We start from the raw sequence: 18,465 nt of genomic DNA, 5'->3' as shown, positions 1-18,465 counted from the left end.
CAGCCAAGCGGGATTTTCCCTGGTGGCTGGTTGCTGCCGGGGGGATGGCTCTGATCGTTGCGATTCTGATTGCCGCCAGCGAACTCTATGCGCAGGTCTTCACAATCGTCTCCAGGGGCATCGGCATCACCGTTTTCGTTACCGTGGTGGGTTTCATGCTTGCCACAGCGGTCGGGCTCGGCATCGCCCTGATGAGCCTTTCCGGTTCGCTCGCGCTGCGTCAGATTGCGCGTTTTTACGTGGAGATCATTCGTGGCGTGCCGGTACTTGTTCTCCTTTTCTGGATCGCTTTTGCCGGTGTGCCCATTGTGGTGACCGGATGGAATGCGATGACTGCGTCATTGCAAGAGGCCGGTCTTCTTGATGAGCTCAAAGTCCGCGACATCTCGCTTTTGTGGCGCGCAATCATCGCTCTCACCATCGGTTATTCCGCGTTCATCGCCGAGGTATTTCGCGCGGGTATCCAGTCGGTCGATGAGGGGCAGGTCGAAGCCGCCAAAGCGCTCGGCCTTTCGCGTTTCCAGCGCTTTCGTCTGATCATACTACCGCAGGCGATCCGAACAATCCTACCGCCGCTTGGGAACGATTTTGTAGCGATGGTGAAGGATTCGTCGCTTGTCTCCGTGCTTGGCGTCGCCGACATCACCCAGATGGGCAAGATTTATGCATCCGGCTCTTTCCGCTTTTTCGAGACTTATTCGATCGTCGCCTATATCTACCTGATCCTGACAGTCGGCCTTTCGCTTGCGCTCCGTGCACTTGAACAGCGCATGCGCAGGAGCCAGCAGCAGCGTTAGGGCTGCGACGGGAACTTTGCCGCTTCCAGAGCATTCATGTCCCATGGATGCTCTGCTTGCCGAATTCACCCCCCAGACCACTTTGCAATGGCAGGTCATCGCGGCGCGGCTCGCTATGGCGGTGCTGCTCGGCGGGATCTTGGGGTTCGAGCGTGAAATGGCCGACAGACCTGCCGGTCTGCGAACGCACATGCTTGTTTGTCTGGCCTCTGCCGTTTTTGCAATCATCGCGCTCGAGATTGTCGCCATGCCTATCTTTAGCGATGATCAGGTGAAGGCCGACCCCATCCGCCTCGTGGAGGCGATCACCGCGGGCGTCGCCTTTCTCGCCGCAGGCTTTATCATTTTTAAGCGGGGTGAAATTCGCGGTCTGACCACAGGGGCCGGAATGTGGCTTGCCTCAGCCACTGGACTGGCAGCAGGGCTTGGTCTCTGGGTCATTGCCGGCCTGGCATGCTTTCTTGGCGCACTCGTTCTGGCGCTCATGCAGCGGCTAGAGACTGGCCTCGAGCTGAAGAAACCGAAAGACAAGGGCAATGGTCAATCCGGGTCTAAAGACGGATAGATTGCCGATCCCATGAAAGGCTGGTATTAGCCCTCTCATGGAAGCACTTTTTGGAAACCCGGCTTATAAGAACTTTGTTCTGCAGGACGTCAAGCGCCTGCCGAGCCGCTTTTTTGCGCGGGTTTCCGGCTCGCTTCTGAGCCGACTGCCTTAGGCGGACACGCCAACCGGCTCGACATTCCCACCCCACCTTGCGGGAATGCAACGAGACACAAGATTAGCCGGCCAGCCTTCCATTTCGCTCCGCTAGGGATGAACAAAATGACCAAAGCACGCACGCTCTACGACAAGATTTTCGACGACCATCTGGTCGATCAGCAGGATGACGGCACCTGCCTGCTCTATATCGACCGCCACCTGGTGCATGAAGTGACGAGCCCACAGGCCTTTGAAGGCCTGCGCATGGCCAGCCGCAATGTGCGCCATCCGGAAAAGACGCTCGCCGTGGTCGATCACAATGTGCCGACCTCGCCCGACCGCAAATTCGGGATCAAGAATCCGGAAAGCCGCATCCAGGTCGAAGCACTGGCAAAGAATGCAGCCGATTTCGGCATTGAGTATTACGACGCCAATGATGAGCGTCAGGGAATTGTGCACATTGTCGGTCCCGAACAGGGTTTCACTCTACCGGGCATGACCATCGTTTGCGGCGATAGCCACACCTCCACCCATGGCGCTTTCGGTGCGCTGGCGCACGGTATCGGCACGTCCGAGGTCGAGCATGTGCTCGCCACGCAGACGCTCATTCAGCGTCGCGCCAAGAACATGCTGATCGAGGTGGACGGGATGCTGCCCGACGGCGTCACCGCGAAAGACATCATCCTCGCCATTATCGGTGAGATCGGCACGGCCGGCGGCACCGGCCATGTCATGGAATATGCGGGCGAGGCGATCCGTGCGCTCTCCATGGAAGGCCGCATGACCGTCTGCAACATGTCCATTGAAGGCGGCGCTCGCGCCGGTCTCATCGCACCGGACGAGACCACCTACGCCTATATCAAGGATCGCCCTCGCGCGCCGAAAGGCAAGGCTTGGGACATGGCGCTTGCCTACTGGGATTCCCTGCGCACCGACGAGGGCGCGGAGTATGATCGCGTTGTCAAGCTGGACGCTGCCAATCTGCCACCCATTGTCACCTGGGGGTCATCGCCGGAAGACGTCATCTCCGTCACCGGTGTGGTTCCGAACCCGGACGATATTCCCGAGGAAACCAAGCGTCTCTCGAAGAAACGGGCGCTCGAATATATGGGCCTCACGCCGGGTACGAAGATCACGGACATCGCTGTCGACCGGGTCTTTATCGGCTCCTGCACCAATGGCCGCATCGAGGATCTGCGTGAAGCTGCAAAGATCGCCGAAGGTCAGAAGGTCAGGGACGGCCTTGATGCCATGATCGTGCCAGGCTCTGGCCTCGTTAAGGCACAGGCCGAGGCCGAAGGTCTGGACAAGATCTTCAAGGCGGCCGGTTTCGACTGGCGTGAGCCGGGCTGTTCCATGTGCCTTGCCATGAACGACGACCGCCTGAAGCCTGGTGAGCGCTGCGCCTCCACCTCGAACCGCAATTTCGAGGGCCGTCAGGGCTTCAAGGGCCGTACCCACTTGGTTTCGCCGGCCATGGCCGCTGCGGCGGCTATTGCCGGTCACTTCGTGGATATTCGCGAGTGGCCCAAGGGCTGACCAAGGGCTGACCATTCTGTTCGCACGGTCCCTCGCCGCCAAGGCGGGGGATCCCTGCATGCCAGCTTTTCAGTTCACGACCGTTGCCAGCCGATATGCGCCAAGCTCTCCTTCGGAGAGGCGGTAGAGCGCGCGCGGTGGCGTGTCGAGAGCGTGCAGCCACAGGGCTGGATCGACCCCCATTTTGTCAAGATGCCGTGCGATGCGGGCTGTGACCAATTGAGCATCCGAAAGAGCCTGCCGCGGGTCTGAAAGGCTGCCAGGGCTGTAGAATTGATGGACAGCGACGGTTGCTCCTCGCTCCACTTGGCGTTCAATGCCGCCTGCCAGCACAAGTGGACAGGACGAGCCGCAGACCGCATCGGCCTCCACAATGGTTGAAAGCCGGCGCTGGCGGATCAACGACGCCATGGCCATGGCGTCGTTCAGCGACCCTCCAGGGGAATTGAGCGAAACCCGGATGATCGGAGACGTCGACGTTTCCAGCATATCCCGCAGACGGTTGGCGCTGCCTGGCAGAATATATCCGTCTAGCGCTAGTTCGCCACTGCCGTTCAACGTGAGCGATAGGGCAGGCTTGGCGTCCGCGGGACGTGCTCGCTGCACGGATTTGCGTATCGGCTTTTGCCAAAGCGGGTGACCGGCAGCGGCGTTCTCCGTCTCCGGCGATAATTGCACGGCTTGCGTGATGACCTTGCGCATACTGGCGTGCAGGCCACCATGCCGGTCTGTCAGGTCACGCATCTCCATGCCGAGCACGACGGCCGTCCCGATCAACGCGCCAAAAAGCGCAGCCTTCCAGATGGGGGCGCCAAAGGGAGTGACAAGCCGGTCCGCCGTTGTCGCCAGTTGCTGGTGCATGAGTCGAGACTAGTCGCAGGGGGAGGTCAGAATGGGAAGCTCGCCGTCAGAGAGCCCGTACATGTAGCCGCGACCCTTCACCAGAACACCGGCGCTGCATGGAGCGGCGCGGCGCAGATAGAGCTTGCCGCCGCTGCGTTCCAGATAGGCCGTCTCGCGCGGTGCCTCGATGCCGAGCGCACGATAGTCATCGGCAAGATGCCCCTTGCCGACCAGTATGCGCTTGAAACCGGCGCGGCTATGAATCACCAGATTGCCATAGGCATCCGAATAGACCCGGCCGCCGCCTGCGTCATGAAAACTTCCGGCTGCTGCCGGGACAGTGATCGCTGCGACCGCAAGGGCCGTTGCCACGAATAGAGATCGTAAAGGCATGCGCCATCGCTCCTTGAATCCTCGCGGCCTCCTCATTCTTTATACATTAATCCTTTCTTAACCTTTGTCACGTGGAGCATGCTTCTTGAACATGCCGATTGACAGACGTGGTTAATTTCGGGGAAGGGTGCTCCATGGGCGAGAATCATCAGATCGACATCAATCCGCTGCGCCTCAACGATGCGCATGTTCTGGCACCCCTGCTGGCGGCTTACACCCAGTCGTTGAAGCGCGGTGCGCCGCGCCGGCCGGACGACTACTATGCCGAAACGCTGTTGCAGGATCGCGCCGTGGAAGTGGTCGGAGCCAGTCTCGACGGCGAACTGGTGGGGTTCGCGCTTTTCTACGACCTGCCGGATCCGGTGTCTGGCATGCGCCACGGCCTGGTGGACCATCTGTATGTGCATCACGATCATCGTCGTAAGGGAATCGGTAAGGCATTGGTCGATGTGATTGCAGACCAGGCCGAAGAGCGCGGCTGGGCGCGGTTGGCGCTCAATGCACCGCGCCAGCCGGATGAAGGGCGCAAGCTCTACGAGGCGCTGGCTGCTCCTGCTGACTGGACGACACATGTCATCCGTTTTGAGCAGTCCAGCGAACGCATGCCGGCTTCAGAGCCGAAATAGAGGCTTTATAATGAGGTTTTCAGAACCGTCTTTTGGGCGGACGCGCCAACTCGGCATGCTCGATCTCTTGATCACTGCATCTGTGTTGGGGCTGGCGGGTTGTGTTGCGCCCTCATCTCAGGAAGAGAACAAGAGCGCCGGGCTGGCCTTTTCGGGGCCGGTCAAGCTGGCTTGCGATGATGATATGGAGATGACGATCTCTCCAAAGCGGGACGGCATCTTCGTGGTCAGTCCTCGAGGTCTGGAGCTGGATCTGCCGGCATCGCCGCCGGGGCAAAGCGTGCGATACGGAGAATCGCTCTATGCAGTCGTCATCGAGGGCAGTGAGGCATTGTGGATGGTCAGCGGCAAGGTGCCGATCACCTGCCGCCGTTAGAAGGGCTGCCGCGACGACGGGCAAAAAAGCCTTCAATCGTTTGAAGTCGCACAATGCCGGGCGTCCTGTGAGTGCGTCGCAATATATTCGGCCAAAGGATTGCTTTTGCGGCTTTGACGCACTGCAAAAACCGCATTAGAAAGCCACAGCCGCAGGGCGCGAGTTCGGGACCCGATGTCGCTCTCGCAACAGCCACCCCGCCGCGCCGGTATCGAATTGGGGAAGCCATGAGCAAAACCGCAACTGTGAAGGCCAGGCCGCTTTCGCCTCACCTGCAAGTCTATCGTCTCATTCCGACAATGCTTATGTCGATCGTGCACCGCATCACCGGTGGCGCGCTTTATTTTGGCATGGTGCTTTTCGTCATCTGGCTTGCCGCAGCCGCCGGCTCGAAGGAAACCTTCGACACGGTCAATGGTATCTACGGGTCGTGGTTCGGCCGACTCGTCCTGTTCGGCTTCACCTGGGCCATGATCCATCATCTGGTCGGCGGGCTTCGCCATCTTGTGTGGGACACGGGGCGCGGCCTTGAAAAGGCGACGGCCACGAAAATGGCCAAGGCCACCATCGCCGTCTCCATCGTGCTGACCATTCTGGTCTGGATCATCGGCTATGCCGTTCGTGGAGGGTTTTGATCATGAGCGACATGCGCACACCGCTCAACCGCGTTCGCGGTCTCGGTTCGGCCAAGGAAGGCACGGATCACTTCTGGCGTCAGCGCCTCACGGCCATCGCCAACATTCCGCTTGTCATCTTCTTCATCGGCTTCGTCATCGCCAACAATGGCGCATCCTATGAAGAGGTCCGCGCAGCGGTCGGCAATCCGGTCGTCACCGTGTTGCTGGCCTTCGCAGTCCTGTCGGTGCTCTACCACATGAAGCTCGGCATGCAGGTCATCATCGAGGACTATGTCCATGGTGAGGGCAGCAAGGTCGCGCTTCTGATCGGCAACATCTTCTTCACTCTCATTCTGGGCGTCGTTTCTCTCTTCGCCCTCGTCAAGATCGCCCTCGGAGGCTGAACCCGGTTATGGCAAAGGCAACAGATAAAAAGGCGGCAGACGCCTACACCTATGTCGACCACAAGTTCGACGTCGTCGTCGTCGGTGCCGGTGGTGCCGGACTGCGCGCCACGCTCGGCATGGCCGAGCAGGGGCTCAAGACGGCCTGTATCACCAAGGTCTTCCCGACCCGCTCGCACACGGTGGCGGCGCAGGGTGGCATCGCGGCTTCGCTCAAGAATATGGGTCCCGATCACTGGCAGTGGCACCTTTATGACACGGTGAAGGGCTCCGACTGGCTCGGCGATGTCGACGCCATGGAATACCTCGCCCGTGAGGCGCCCGCCGCCGTCTACGAGCTCGAGCATTACGGCGTGCCATTCTCGCGCACCGAGGAAGGCAAGATCTACCAGCGGCCCTTCGGCGGCCACATGCAGAATTTTGGCGACGGCCCGCCCGTGCAGCGCACCTGTGCTGCGGCAGACCGTACCGGTCATGCCATCCTGCACACGCTCTACGGCCAGTCCGTCAAGAATCACGCCGAGTTCTTCATCGAGTATTTCGCGCTCGATCTCATCATGTCCGACGATGGTGTGTGCACGGGGGTCGTTGCGTGGAACCTTGAGGACGGCACGATCCACCGCTTCTCCGCCAAGATGGTGGTTCTGGCGACGGGCGGCTATGGCCGCGCCTATTTCTCCTGCACCTCCGCCCACACCTGCACGGGCGACGGCAATGGCATGATTGCCCGCGCCGGCCTGCCGCTGCAGGATATGGAGTTCGTGCAGTTCCACCCGACCGGCATTTATGGGGCCGGCTGCCTCATCACCGAAGGCGTGCGTGGCGAAGGTGGCTATCTGGTCAATTCCGAGGGCGAGCGCTTCATGGAGCGCTATGCGCCATCGGCCAAGGACCTTGCCTCCCGCGACGTTGTCTCGCGCTGCATGACCATGGAGATCCGTGAAGGCCGCGGCGTCGGCAAGAACAAGGATCACATCTTCCTGCATCTCGACCATCTGGACCCGGCGGTCATCCACGAGCGCCTGCCCGGCATCGCCGAATCGGCCCGCATCTTCGCCGGTGTCGATGTGACCCGCGAGCCGATCCCGGTCCTGCCGACTGTCCATTACAATATGGGCGGCATTCCGACCAATTACTGGGGTGAGGTGCTGAACCCGACCAAGGACAATCCCGATGCGGTAGCGCCCGGCCTGATGGCCGTTGGCGAGGCGGCCTGCGCCTCCGTGCATGGCGCCAACCGTCTCGGTTCCAACTCGCTGATCGATCTGGTGGTCTTTGGTCGTGCCGCTGCCATCCGCGCCGGCGAGGTGGTCGACCGTGAGGCACCGGTTCCGGCGCTCAACGAGGCAGCCTGCGAAAAGATCATGGAGCGCTTCGACCGTCTGCGTCATGCTTCCGGCTCCACGCCCACGGCGGAGCTACGCGAAAAGATGCAGCGCGCCATGCAGGAAGATGCTGCCGTGTTCCGCACGCAGGAATCGCTGGAGCAGGGCTGCGAGCGCATCAGTGCCGTCTGGAAAGAGCTTCCCGACGTCAAGGTCTCCGACCGTTCGATGATCTGGAACTCCGATCTCATGGAGACGCTGGAGCTGGAAAACCTGATGGCCAACGCCATCACCACGGTTTACGCAGCCGAGGCGCGCAAGGAGAGCCGCGGCGCCCACGCCCGCGAGGACTACAAGGATGGTCCGATGGGCGGCCGCAACGACGAGGACTGGCGAAAGCACACCCTGTCATGGGTCGATGAGAGCGGCAAGGTCACGCTCGACTATCGTCCCGTCCACACCGACCCGATGCTGAAGCTTGAAGACGGCGGCATCGATCCCAAGAAAATCGCGCCCAAGGCGCGGGTTTACTGAGCCGAGGAAGTCATGGTCGAAATCACCCTTCCCAAGAATTCCCGCGTCAAGGAGGGCAAGGTCTGGCCGAAGCCCGAGGGCGCGACCAATCTGCGCGAATACAAGATCTATCGCTGGTCGCCGGACGATGAAGAAAACCCCCGTCTCGACACCTATTATGTCGATGCGGACGATTGTGGGCCGATGGTTCTCGACGGGCTGATCTACATCAAGAACAAGATCGACCCGACGCTGACCTTCCGCCGCTCCTGCCGCGAGGGCATTTGCGGCTCCTGCGCGATGAACATCGACGGCACCAACACGCTGGCCTGCACCAAGGGCATGGACGAGGTGGCGCAGGATGCGGTCAAGATCTACCCGCTGCCGCACATGCCGGTGGTCAAAGATCTGGTGCCGGATCTTTCTGTGCCCTACGCCCAGCTTTCTTCGATCGAGCCGTGGCTGCAGACGATCACCCCGGAGCCCGCGACCGAATGGAAGCAGAGCCATGAGGACCGCACCAAGCTCGACGGGCTTTACGAGTGCATTCTGTGCTTCTGCTGCCAGACCTCGTGCCCGAGCTACTGGTGGAATGGCGAACGTTATCTCGGCCCTGCCGTGCTGCTTCAGGCCTATCGCTGGCTGATCGATTCGCGCGACGAGAAGACGGGCGAGCGTCTCGACAATCTGGAAGACCCCTTCCGGCTCTATCGCTGCCACACGATCATGAACTGCACCCAGGCCTGCCCCAAGGGGCTGAACCCTGCCAAGGCCATCGCCAACATCAAGAAGATGATGGTCGAGCGCCGCGTTTAATAAATTTTTCTCCCTGCTCGTCGCTACGTCGAGCAGGGAGGATTGCTGCTCCCTCTCTCCAGTTTCAATCACCTCACGCAAGCGTGTAGCGGCTTGATTTGAATTTGCCGCCCGGCGCGGTAGCTCTGTGGCGAACACAGGAGAGACATTGATGTTGCGACGTTCCCTTTTGGCCGCGGCCTTTTCCCTCACCGCCATGGTGGCAGTTTCACAGCCGGCGATGGCTGAAAAGCAGACCGCCATTTTCGCCGGTGGCTGCTTCTGGTGCGTCGAGGCCGATTTCGACAAGGTTCCAGGCGTGCTGGACACGGTATCGGGCTATGCCGGCGGACGCACCGAAAACCCGACCTACCGCAACCACACGTCGGGTGGGCACCGCGAGGTGGTCAAGATCGAGTTTGACGATGCGAAGGTCAGCTATGACCGGCTTCTGGAAATCTTCTTCCGCTCGGTTGATCCGACCGATGCCGGCGGTCAGTTCTGCGACCGGGGCGAGAGCTATTCAACGGCAGTCTATGCGCTTGACGATGCGCAGAAGACAGCAGCGGAGAAAGCCAAACAGGAAGCGAATGCCGCACTGAGCGGCAAGGTCGTCACTCCAGTACTTGGGGCTGCAAAATTCTGGCCGGCCGAGGATTACCACCAGAACTATTATCAGAGCGACGAGCGCATCCTCTCCCGCTTTGGGCTGGTGAAGAAGAAAGACGCCTACAAGGGCTACCGCGAGGGCTGCGGTCGCGATGCTCGCGTTCGTCAGGTCTGGGGCGAGGCGGCGTTCACGGGGATCAAGTGATCCGCGTTTGAATGAAGAGGGTTGCGCCCATCGAGCGCGCAACCCTCTTGGCTATTCAGTCCCGCCGCGCTGCGTTGATCCGCTCGAACGCGAGCTCTGCGGCGATATCATTGGTGGGGCGCTTTTGTGCCTCGGCGCGGGCGAAGATGTCTGCGAGCGTTTCCGGTATCTTCGCCACTTTCGCCATCGTCGCTTCACGGTCGTATCCGCCAGGCGCGAGCTCGGCGGCCACGTTCAAAAGCCCGCCGGCATTGATCACATAATCCGGTGCATAGAGCACACCGCGCTCCATCATGAGCCGGGCATCCTCGTGCCGCACGAGCGGGTTGTTGGCCGCCCCCGCAACGATCTTCGCGCCGAGCATGGGTATGTTTTCCGCCGAAAGAACGCCACCCAGTGCGCATGGCGCGAACACGTCGGCCTCCACTTTCAGAATGGCGTCCAGCGCAACCGGTGTTGCTTTAAAGACCTTTTGTGCTTCCTCCATCCGGGCCGCATCGATATCTGTCACCGAAAGCCGCGCGCCTTCCGCATGAAGCTTTTGGCACAGGGTCCAGCCTACCGAGCCAAGTCCCTGCACAGCCACATGCACGCCGTCGAGCGTGGCGATGCCCCGGTGTTTCAGCGCGGCCTTGATCCCCAGAAACACGCCATGGGCTGTCACGGGCGAGGGATTGCCGCTGCCGCCCACGGTTGTGCCCGTCACATTGGGGGTGCGCTTGCGCAAAAAATCTGCATCAGCAACGGTGAAGCCGACATCTTCGCCGGTAAAATACTGGCCATTCAGAGCCATCAGCATTTCTGCATAGGCTTCGAGAAGGGCCGGCGTCTTGTCGGTTTTCGAATTGGCGATGATCAGCGCCTTGCCGCCGCCAAAATCCATGCCTGCCACGGCTGACTTGAAGGTCATCCCCCGCGACAGGCGCAATACGTCGGTCAGCCCAGCCTCGAACGTCTCGTGCGGCCACACGCGCGTGCCACCGAGGCCGGGGCCAAGCACCGTGTTGTGGATGGCCACGATGGCGTTCAGCCCGCGTTCTTCGTCGCGGCCGTGCCAGACGCGTTCGTGATTGTCGAAGGCGTCCAGCTTCGCAGCTTCGGCTGTGATGTCGGCGATGGCAAGTGTGGACTTCCGTGTCGCCGGCTTCAGGGTCCGCGGTGTGTGCGTCTGCAGCATGTCATTCCTCCCGAACGACTTGTTTCGTAAGGAAATTCTAGCTGCATCGTCTGATTTTTGGTTGCGAAGTGTTGCCATCGAACGACCTTCCATTGCGCCGGCCGACGGTTTTTCATCGCGAATGTGTCGTCAGCCGTATTTGGCTTCCAGCGTAATCTCGATGGCTCCGAGTGCCTTCGAGACGGGGCAGGAAGCTTTTGCCTTCTCGGCAATCTCAATGAACTTTGCCTCATCGAGATCGGGAACGTTGGCCACAAGCGTAAGCGCGCTTTTCGTGATCTCGAAGCCGCCGCCATCCGCCGGCTGTACAGTCACGTCCGAGCGAACATCAAGCTTCTCTGCAGGTGTGCCGCCTTCTGCCAACATGTGCGACAATTGCATGGCGAAACAGCCGGCATGAGCACCCGCGATCAACTCTTCGGGGTTTGTACCCGTCTTGCCGCTTTCGTCCTCAAACCGGGCTTTGAAGCCGAGGGGCAGGGCAGAAAGCGCGCCGCTCTGCGTGTCCAGGCTACCCGAACCTTCAACCAGCGATCCCTTCCAGGTGACATTTGCGTGCCGTTTCATAGCCATCGTCTTCTCCTAGTGGAAATAGTGCGTTATCGCGGAAAGGCTAGATCGCCTCCCCGCGGAGCAGTCTTGGTGTGCCAGGGGCGTTGCCAGAGGCCTGCTGGATGAAGTAACGCTTCATGACTGGCATTCGTTCAACCAGGCCAAGACCAAAATCGCGTAGCGCCCGCACCGGGCCGATGTCGTTGGAGAACAGCCGGTTCAAAACGTCGGTCGTCACGCCCATCTGAACGGTGTCGAAGCGCCGCCAGCGCTCATAGCGCTGAAGCACGTCGAGGGCGCCGATATCCTCGCCCAGCCGTCCGCCCTCGACGATCACCTCGGCCAGCGCTGCCGCGTCCTTGAAGCCCAGATTGAGCCCCTGTCCCGCGATCGGGTGGATGCCATGGGCTGCATCGCCCGCCAGAGCGAAGCGCGGCTTCACGAATTCGCGCGCCAGCGTCAGTCCCAACGGCCAGGCGCGGCGTGGGCCTTCCACCCGGATTTCGCCCAGTTTCAGGCCAAAGCGCAGCTCCAGTTCCTGCTCGAAGACGAGGTCATCTTCCTTGACCAGCCGCTCCGCATCGTCCGTGCGCTCGGTCCACACGATGGACGAGCGGTTGCCGGTCAAAGGCAGCGTGGCAAACGGGCCAGCGGGCAGGAAATGCTCTTCGGCGCGGCCATTATGCGGACGCTCATGCGCCACGGTGCAGACAATTCCCGACTGACCGTAATCCCATTTCAACGTCTTGATGCCGGCCATGTCGCGCAGACGCGAGCGCACGCCATCGGCAGCGACGAGAAGCCGTGTGCGGCAGGTTGTGCCGTCAGCGAAGCTCACCGTCACATACCCACCCAAATTGGTGAAACCGTCGACCGCGACACCCTCGATGATCTCGATGCCGCTTTCGGCGGCGCGGGCACGCAACGCACCATTCATTACCCGGTTCGGCACCATATGGGCAAAGGGTTCGCCCTCCGCGGCTTCGCCGCCAAAGGTGAGGAAAACCGGCCGCAGCACATCGGCGGTGCGCGAATCGGTGATCTCCATCTCGGTGATGGGCTGCGCCTCCGGCTCGATCTCCGTCCAGCAGTCGAGGCGTTTGAGCATCCGGCAGGCCGCAGCCGCGATTGCCGAGGCGCGTCCGTCCCGCTGCCACACCCCTTCTGGCGCTGCATCCACCAGCGCCACCGTCAGGCCGGGCTGGGCGCGGGCGATGGACACCGCCGTCGCCAGTCCCACATAGCCGGCTCCGGCGATCAGGATGTCCAGTTCGCGTTCGGCTTTGTGTGTTGTGTTCCTGGCCATAACGCCACCTCGTTCATCTACACAGGACCTGTGTGTCGCTGTCCGCACCAGATGCGCTTGACTTGCGCCACGCCTTCGTCTTGGAAACCCGTCAGCAATATATTTCGCTTCCGGAGGAAGTCATTGATGTCATCGGCCATGCAAGACCTGCTTGCCATACTCGATCTTGAGACGCTCGAACACAATCTGTTTCGTGGTCGCAGTCCGCAATCGGCTTGGCAGCGCGTTTTCGGCGGGCAGGTTATTGGCCAAGCCCTTGTCGCTGCCCAGCGTACCGTCGATAGCTCCCGCCATGTCCACTCGCTCCACTGCTATTTCATGCGGCCGGGCGATCCTGCCGTTCCAATCATCTACGAAGTGGACCGGATCCGCGATGGCGGTAGCTTCACCACCCGCCGTGTGGTTGCCATTCAGCATGGCCATGCGATCTTTTCCCTCTCTGCCTCTTTCCAGAAGGAAGAGCCAGGGCTCGACCATCAGCTTCCCATGCCTCAAGGCGTCACGCCTCCGGAAAACCTGCGCACCCAGCGCGAGTTTCTGGCCGAGTTTGGCGAGCGTGTGCCGGAAAACATCCGTCGGTATTGGGCGCGTGAGCGTCCCATCGAGGTGCGACCGGTCATCATTGAGCACTACACCAGCCGCGACAAGCTGCCGCCGCGCCAGGATGTGTGGATCCGCGCCACGGGGCCGGTGCCGGATGATCGTGCTCTTCAGGCTGCGGTGCTGGCCTATCTTTCTGACATGACGCTGCTCGACACCTCCACGTTTGCCCATGGTCGAAACGGGTTCGATCCCGATATTCAGATGGCAAGTCTTGATCATGCCATGTGGTTCCATCGCCCGCATCGGCTGGACGAATGGCTGCTATACACCCAGGACAGCCCTTCCGCTCAGGGCGCACGCGGTTTCTCTCGCGGTAGCCTGTATGCACTGGACGGTACGCTGGTCGCTTCCGTTGCGCAGGAAGGCCTTGTTAGGCTGCGTACAAAATAGGCAATTTTGATTTTATGCCTATTTATTAATCAATTGAGCCAGGGTTAACGAAATCCTGCGCCAGGGCGGTTCTTATAAAATCTATTTATAACAATGGTTTGAGCTCTGTTTGGCCAAACTGGCACGGCATTTGATTCTCCTTTGCTGTCGCGGTCCGCATGGCGGTTCGCGCGATGCAGGCAACCCGCGGGACCCCGCAACAGCAAAGGTGAACTGCCATGAAAATTGTGATGGCAATCGTCAAGCCCTTCAAGCTGGAGGCCGTGCGCGAAGCGCTCACCGGTCTTGGCATACAAGGCCTCACCGTGACGGAGGTGAAGGGCTACGGACGACAGAAAGGACACACGGAAATCTATCGCGGCGCTGAATACGCTGTGACGTTCCTGCCCAAGGTCAAGATCGAGGTGGCGGTCGATACCGACATGGTCGACCAGGTGGTCGAGGCCATCGTCGAGGCCGCCCGCACGGGTCAGATCGGCGACGGCAAGGTCTTCGTCCATGCGCTCGACAAGGCGGTGCGCATCCGTACCGGCGAATCCGGTGTCGAAGCGCTTTAAGCGGCAGAATATTCCGATGGAGAATCATATGATGTATCGAACACTCAAAGGCGCGGCAGGTCCGCTGGCGCTGGGCGGGCTCGCGCTGGCCGCCATGACCTTTCCGGCTCTGGCACAGGATTCCGCCGAGGCGGCCCCGGAGTTTGCCTCGGCTTCCGAAACAGCGTTTATTTTCAACACGCTGCTCTTTCTCATTGGCGGCTTCCTCGTCATGTGGATGGCGGCAGGATTCGCCATGCTCGAAGCTGGCATGGTGCGGACCAAGAACGTCTCCATGCAGCTTTTGAAAAACGTCGCGCTCTATTCCATCGCCGGCATCATGTACTGGGTGGTGGGTTACAGCCTGATGTATGTGGATGTTTCGAGCTATATCGGAACCTTCGCGCCCTATAGCTGGCCCGCTGCTGGCACGGCCAACGAGGGCGACTATTCGGTGGCCTCCGACTGGTTCTTCCAGATGGTCTTTGTGGCTACCGCGGCCTCCATCGTCTCGGGCACGTTGGCCGAGCGTATCAAGCTGTGGCCGTTTCTCATCTTTGTGGTCGTGCTCACCGGCTTCATTTATCCGATAGCGGGTTCGTGGAAGTGGGGTGCCGGTTGGCTCGATGCCATGGGCTTCCAGGATTTTGCCGGCTCCACGCTGGTCCACTCGGTGGGCGGCTGGGCGGCTCTTGCCGGTGCCATCCTTCTGGGTGCACGCAATGGCAAGTTTTCCTCCGACGGCAAGGTTTCGCCGATCCCGGGCTCCAACATGGCCCTAGCAACACTTGGCACTTTCATTCTCTGGCTCGGCTGGTTCGGCTTCAATGGTGCTTCGCAGCTTGCCATGGGCTCCAATGCCGATGCATCCGACATCAGCCGGATCTTCGCCAATACCAATCTGGCAGCCGCTGCCGGTGTTGTCGCCGCGCTAATCCTTACGCAGATCCTCTACAAGAAGGTCGACATCACATTCGTGCTCAATGGCGCGTTGGCCGGTCTCGTGTCGATCACAGCTGAACCGCTCACGCCAAGCCCCTTCATGGCCATTGTCATTGGTGCGATCGGTGGTGTGATCGTGGTGCTCACCGTGCCGCTTCTCGACAAGCTGAAGATTGATGATGTTGTCGGTGCGATCCCGGTTCACTTGATTGCCGGTATCTGGGGGACGCTTGCCGTTCCGCTCACCAACAGCGACGCCAGCTTCGGTGTTCAGATCGTTGGCATTGTCGCCTATGGCGCCTTCACCTTCGCGGTCTCCTTTGTGGTCTGGATGATCCTCAAGGCCACGATGGGCCTGCGGGTAAGCCCGGAAGACGAGATGAGCGGACTGGACGTGGCCGAGGTAGGCGTCGAAGCCTACCCCGAGTTCATGCCCATGCACGGGCGCTGATCGCGCAAACGCTTGCCTGACAACCGGCCCTTGGGTCGGTTGCCTTCCTGAAAGGGTCCGGTTCGCCGGGCCCTTTTTTGTCGGCCGGAGAAAATGCAACCCATCGGTCCATGGTTAATGCCGTCTTAACCATCCGCTCGCTAGGGTCACGGGCGAGTCATCACGGCGCGTTTCGCGTCGAAAGCAACGCGCGAGCGGAGAATTGAGCGCATGAGTTCCGGGTCTTCGGCATTCTTGGCGATGGATGAAAACAGCTACGGTCTGCAGGCTTTCCTGCGCCGACAGGCAGCACGTGCGGGCGGATTGGCGCTTCTCGCCTTCGTGGCGTTTGGGGTGGCGGCGCTAGCCACCTGGAACGTCGCTGATCCAAGCTTCAGCCATGCCACTGCCAATCCTGTCACCAACGCGATGGGATATCCCGGCGCGGTTTTCTCCGATCTTGCCATGCAGTTTTATGGACTGGCGGCGCTGATCGGGCTCGTTCCGGCGGTTTGCTGGGGTGCTCTCCTTTTGCTCGGGCGTCAGATTGATCGTGGCGTAAAGCGCGCCGGTGCATGGTTCCTGGGTGCGGTGCTGGCTGCCGGCATAGTCGGTGCTTTCGCACCGCCGCCAACCTGGCCTTTGCCCACCGGCCTTGGCGGCGTTCTGGGCGACATGATCCTCTCCGTCCCCGCCAAGTTCCTTGGCGCATATCCACGTGGCTTTGCGGGTTTCGTGATCGCTGCAATCCTTGGAATGCCGGCTTGCTGGCTCCTTGCCTTCGGCGCTGGCTTGTTGTCCCGTCCCGGAGCTGACGATTTCATCGAGGAGATGGAAGACGACGCTGCCTTCGATCCGTTGGATGAGGATGATGAAAGCGGAGGCTCGGTCATCCTTGGCTATATGGCCCATGGATGGCTGTCCTTCTGTGCATTCTTCCGCCGCAACCTTGTGGGTTCAGGTTCGCGCGATAGCCATCGGAAGCGTGCGTTGGATCTGGATGAAGATGACGAGGCGACCTTCGACAATTTCGATATGGAAGCCCGGGTTGAGCCGGATTTCGAAGAGGCACCGGCAGCACAACGCATGCGCGTCGAACCCGATTTTGACGCCCCGGCACCGCAGCCTGCTGCAGCACCAACGCGGCAGGCAGTGCCCGCCCCACCGCAGCAAAGGGTGGAGAATCCCGCTCCGCGACCTGCGGAAGGCGCACGTGTGCGCCGCGAGGCGCAGCCATCCTTCCTCGACAGCGGAACATTTGAATTGCCAGAACTGCATTTGCTGGCGGAGCCGAAGACCTCGACAAAGGACCCTTCACTCTCCAGAGATGCGCTGGAACAGAATGCCCGTCTTCTCGAAGGCGTTCTGGAGGATTTCGGCGTCAAGGGCGAGATCATCCATGTGCGTCCCGGTCCGGTGGTCACACTCTACGAGCTGGAGCCGGCTCCGGGTATCAAATCGTCGCGCGTTATCGGCCTTGCAGACGACATTGCTCGCTCCATGAGCGCCATAGCGGCTCGTGTGGCGGTTGTTCCCGGCCGCAACGCAATCGGCATCGAGCTGCCGAATTCCACGCGCGAAACCGTTTATCTGCGCGAATTGCTCGCAAGCCGCGACTTCGAGGCGAGCAAGGCGAAACTGGCACTTTCGCTCGGCAAGACCATCAATGGCGAAGCGGTGATCGCCGATCTTGCAAAAATGCCTCACCTTCTGGTGGCCGGCACCACCGGTTCCGGCAAGTCGGTTGCCATCAACACCATGATCCTCTCACTGCTATACCGCATGACGCCCGAGCAGTGCCGCCTGATCATGATCGACCCGAAGATGCTGGAACTGTCCATCTATGACGGCATTCCGCACCTTCTCACTCCGGTCGTGACCGACCCCAAGAAGGCGGTCGTCGCGCTGAAATGGACCGTGCGGGAAATGGAAGACCGCTACCGCAAGATGTCCAAGGTCGGTGTGCGCAACATCGAAGGCTTCAACCAGCGTGTCGTCGCCGCCAAGAAGAAGGGCGAGACGATCAAACGCACCGTCCAGACCGGCTTCGACCGCGAGACGGGCGAGGCGATCTACGAGAGCGAGGATCTGGATCTCGAACCGATGCCGTTCATCGTCGTCATCATCGACGAGATGGCCGATTTGATGATGGTCGCCGGCAAGGATATCGAAGGTGCGGTGCAGCGTCTGGCGCAGATGGCGCGTGCTGCCGGCATCCATGTGATCATGGCCACGCAGCGTCCTTCGGTGGACGTCATCACGGGCACGATCAAGGCCAACTTCCCGACGCGTATCTCCTTCCAGGTGACGTCGAAGATCGACAGCCGCACCATTCTGGGAGAGCAGGGCGCAGAGCAGCTTCTGGGTATGGGTGACATGCTCTACATGGCAGGCGGTGGCCGTATCCAGCGTGTCCACGGCCCGTTCGTTTCCGATGGCGAGGTGGAAAGCATCGTCAATCATCTGAAGATGCAGGGTGTGCCGGACTATCTCGACGCTGTCACTGAGGATGATGACGAAGAGGATGGCGGCTCAGCCGGCGGCAGCGGTGGATCTGGAGGCGGCAATCTGGGCGATTCTGCCGATCCCTACGATCAGGCGGTTGCAGTGGTTCTCCGCGATGGAAAAGCATCCACCAGCTATATCCAGCGCCGTTTGGGGATTGGATACAACCGCGCCGCGTCGATTATCGAGCGCATGGAGGATGAGGGCATTGTCGGTCCCGCCAACCACGCCGGCAAGCGCGAGATTCTCGTGCCGACGGAGCAGGACGAAGTCTGATCT

19 protein-coding genes are annotated in these 18,465 nt (G+C 60.6%); 14 read left to right on the top strand and 5 right to left on the bottom strand.

The features are described 5' to 3' along the window. Positions 1-44: 44 nt before the first annotated feature. The 3 genes from KW403_RS06905 to leuC all read left to right on the top strand — a co-directional run bounded on the left by KW403_RS06905 (position 45) and on the right by leuC (position 3,039). Positions 45-797 carry an amino acid ABC transporter permease gene (locus KW403_RS06905; protein WP_223022469.1) on the top strand — a complete coding sequence of 251 codons (753 nt, stop codon included), beginning with the start codon at positions 45-47 and terminating at the stop codon, positions 795-797. Positions 798-840: 43 nt separating this feature from the next. After that, complete coding sequence (locus tag KW403_RS06900; protein WP_223021985.1) at positions 841-1,362, top strand: MgtC/SapB family protein; 522 nt, start codon at positions 841-843, stop codon at positions 1,360-1,362. 261 nt (positions 1,363-1,623) lie between these two features. Further along, positions 1,624-3,039, top strand: a complete 1,416-nt coding sequence (gene leuC, locus KW403_RS06895) for a 3-isopropylmalate dehydratase large subunit (protein ID WP_223021984.1) — start codon at positions 1,624-1,626, stop codon at positions 3,037-3,039. A 69-nt stretch (positions 3,040-3,108) separates the two neighbouring features. Here the strand turns inward: leuC and KW403_RS06890 are convergent, their stop codons facing one another. Together KW403_RS06890 and KW403_RS06885 are read right to left on the bottom strand one after the other, a co-directional pair. After that, the gene (locus tag KW403_RS06890) at positions 3,109-3,900 is read right to left on the bottom strand and encodes a COG3904 family protein (protein ID WP_223021983.1); all 792 of its coding nucleotides are present in this window, start codon (positions 3,898-3,900) and stop codon (positions 3,109-3,111) included. Positions 3,901-3,909: 9 nt separating this feature from the next. Beyond that, complete coding sequence (locus KW403_RS06885) at positions 3,910-4,275, bottom strand: hypothetical protein (RefSeq protein ID WP_223021982.1); 366 nt, start codon at positions 4,273-4,275, stop codon at positions 3,910-3,912. 134 nt (positions 4,276-4,409) lie between these two features. On the opposite strand from KW403_RS06885, the gene KW403_RS06880 reads away from it, so the two are divergent. The 7 genes from KW403_RS06880 (at position 4,410) to msrA (ending at position 9,745) form a co-directional block, all read left to right on the top strand. Continuing rightward, entirely contained in the window at positions 4,410-4,901 is a 492-nt protein-coding gene (locus KW403_RS06880) for a GNAT family N-acetyltransferase (RefSeq protein WP_223021981.1), read from the top strand. Between the two features lie 10 nt (positions 4,902-4,911). Beyond that, the gene (locus KW403_RS06875; protein WP_223021980.1) at positions 4,912-5,277 is read left to right on the top strand and encodes a hypothetical protein; all 366 of its coding nucleotides are present in this window, start codon (positions 4,912-4,914) and stop codon (positions 5,275-5,277) included. Between the two features lie 227 nt (positions 5,278-5,504). Further along, positions 5,505-5,912: a succinate dehydrogenase, cytochrome b556 subunit gene (gene sdhC, locus KW403_RS06870; RefSeq protein WP_223021979.1), complete on the top strand. Its 408-nt coding sequence runs from the start codon at positions 5,505-5,507 to the stop codon at positions 5,910-5,912. 2 nt (positions 5,913-5,914) lie between these two features. After that, positions 5,915-6,298, top strand: a complete 384-nt coding sequence (sdhD, locus tag KW403_RS06865) for a succinate dehydrogenase, hydrophobic membrane anchor protein (RefSeq protein WP_223021978.1) — start codon at positions 5,915-5,917, stop codon at positions 6,296-6,298. An 8-nt stretch (positions 6,299-6,306) separates the two neighbouring features. Continuing rightward, the gene (gene sdhA / locus KW403_RS06860) at positions 6,307-8,157 is read left to right on the top strand and encodes a succinate dehydrogenase flavoprotein subunit (RefSeq protein WP_223021977.1); all 1,851 of its coding nucleotides are present in this window, start codon (positions 6,307-6,309) and stop codon (positions 8,155-8,157) included. Positions 8,158-8,169: 12 nt separating this feature from the next. Beyond that, positions 8,170-8,952, top strand: coding sequence for a succinate dehydrogenase iron-sulfur subunit (locus KW403_RS06855; RefSeq protein ID WP_223021976.1), 783 nt, complete (start codon positions 8,170-8,172; stop codon positions 8,950-8,952). A gap of 151 nt (positions 8,953-9,103) precedes the next feature. After that, positions 9,104-9,745, top strand: coding sequence for a peptide-methionine (S)-S-oxide reductase MsrA (gene msrA, locus KW403_RS06850; RefSeq protein ID WP_223021975.1), 642 nt, complete (start codon positions 9,104-9,106; stop codon positions 9,743-9,745). Between the two features lie 55 nt (positions 9,746-9,800). Here the strand turns inward: msrA and KW403_RS06845 are convergent, their stop codons facing one another. The 3 genes from KW403_RS06845 to KW403_RS06835 form a co-directional block, all read right to left on the bottom strand. Beyond that, complete coding sequence (locus tag KW403_RS06845) at positions 9,801-10,922, bottom strand: Glu/Leu/Phe/Val family dehydrogenase (RefSeq protein ID WP_223021974.1); 1,122 nt, start codon at positions 10,920-10,922, stop codon at positions 9,801-9,803. Between the two features lie 129 nt (positions 10,923-11,051). Then, positions 11,052-11,489 carry an OsmC family protein gene (locus KW403_RS06840; RefSeq protein WP_223022468.1) on the bottom strand — a complete coding sequence of 146 codons (438 nt, stop codon included), beginning with the start codon at positions 11,487-11,489 and terminating at the stop codon, positions 11,052-11,054. Positions 11,490-11,535: 46 nt separating this feature from the next. After that, positions 11,536-12,780, bottom strand: a complete 1,245-nt coding sequence (locus tag KW403_RS06835; RefSeq protein WP_223021973.1) for a ubiquinone biosynthesis hydroxylase — start codon at positions 12,778-12,780, stop codon at positions 11,536-11,538. A 126-nt stretch (positions 12,781-12,906) separates the two neighbouring features. Here KW403_RS06835 and tesB point away from each other — a divergent pair, with 126 nt between their 5' ends. The 4 genes from tesB (at position 12,907) to KW403_RS06815 (ending at position 18,462) form a co-directional block, all read left to right on the top strand. After that, on the top strand, positions 12,907-13,773 hold the full coding sequence (tesB, locus tag KW403_RS06830; protein WP_223021972.1) for an acyl-CoA thioesterase II: 867 nt from the start codon (positions 12,907-12,909) through the stop codon (positions 13,771-13,773). 218 nt (positions 13,774-13,991) lie between these two features. Then, a complete protein-coding gene (locus tag KW403_RS06825; RefSeq protein WP_223021971.1) occupies positions 13,992-14,330 on the top strand; it encodes a P-II family nitrogen regulator in 339 nt (112 codons plus the stop codon). Between the two features lie 28 nt (positions 14,331-14,358). Beyond that, complete coding sequence (locus KW403_RS06820) at positions 14,359-15,702, top strand: ammonium transporter (protein WP_223021970.1); 1,344 nt, start codon at positions 14,359-14,361, stop codon at positions 15,700-15,702. Between the two features lie 210 nt (positions 15,703-15,912). Further along, positions 15,913-18,462, top strand: a complete 2,550-nt coding sequence (locus KW403_RS06815) for a DNA translocase FtsK (RefSeq protein ID WP_223021969.1) — start codon at positions 15,913-15,915, stop codon at positions 18,460-18,462. Positions 18,463-18,465: the final 3 nt, after the last annotated feature.

Origin of the sequence: Nitratireductor kimnyeongensis, from assembly GCF_019891395.1 — a bacterium.
Lineage (GTDB): Bacteria > Pseudomonadota > Alphaproteobacteria > Rhizobiales > Rhizobiaceae > Nitratireductor > Nitratireductor kimnyeongensis.
The sequence above is the reverse complement of the archived record's forward strand: the minus strand, read 5'-3'. Positions and strand labels throughout refer to the sequence as shown.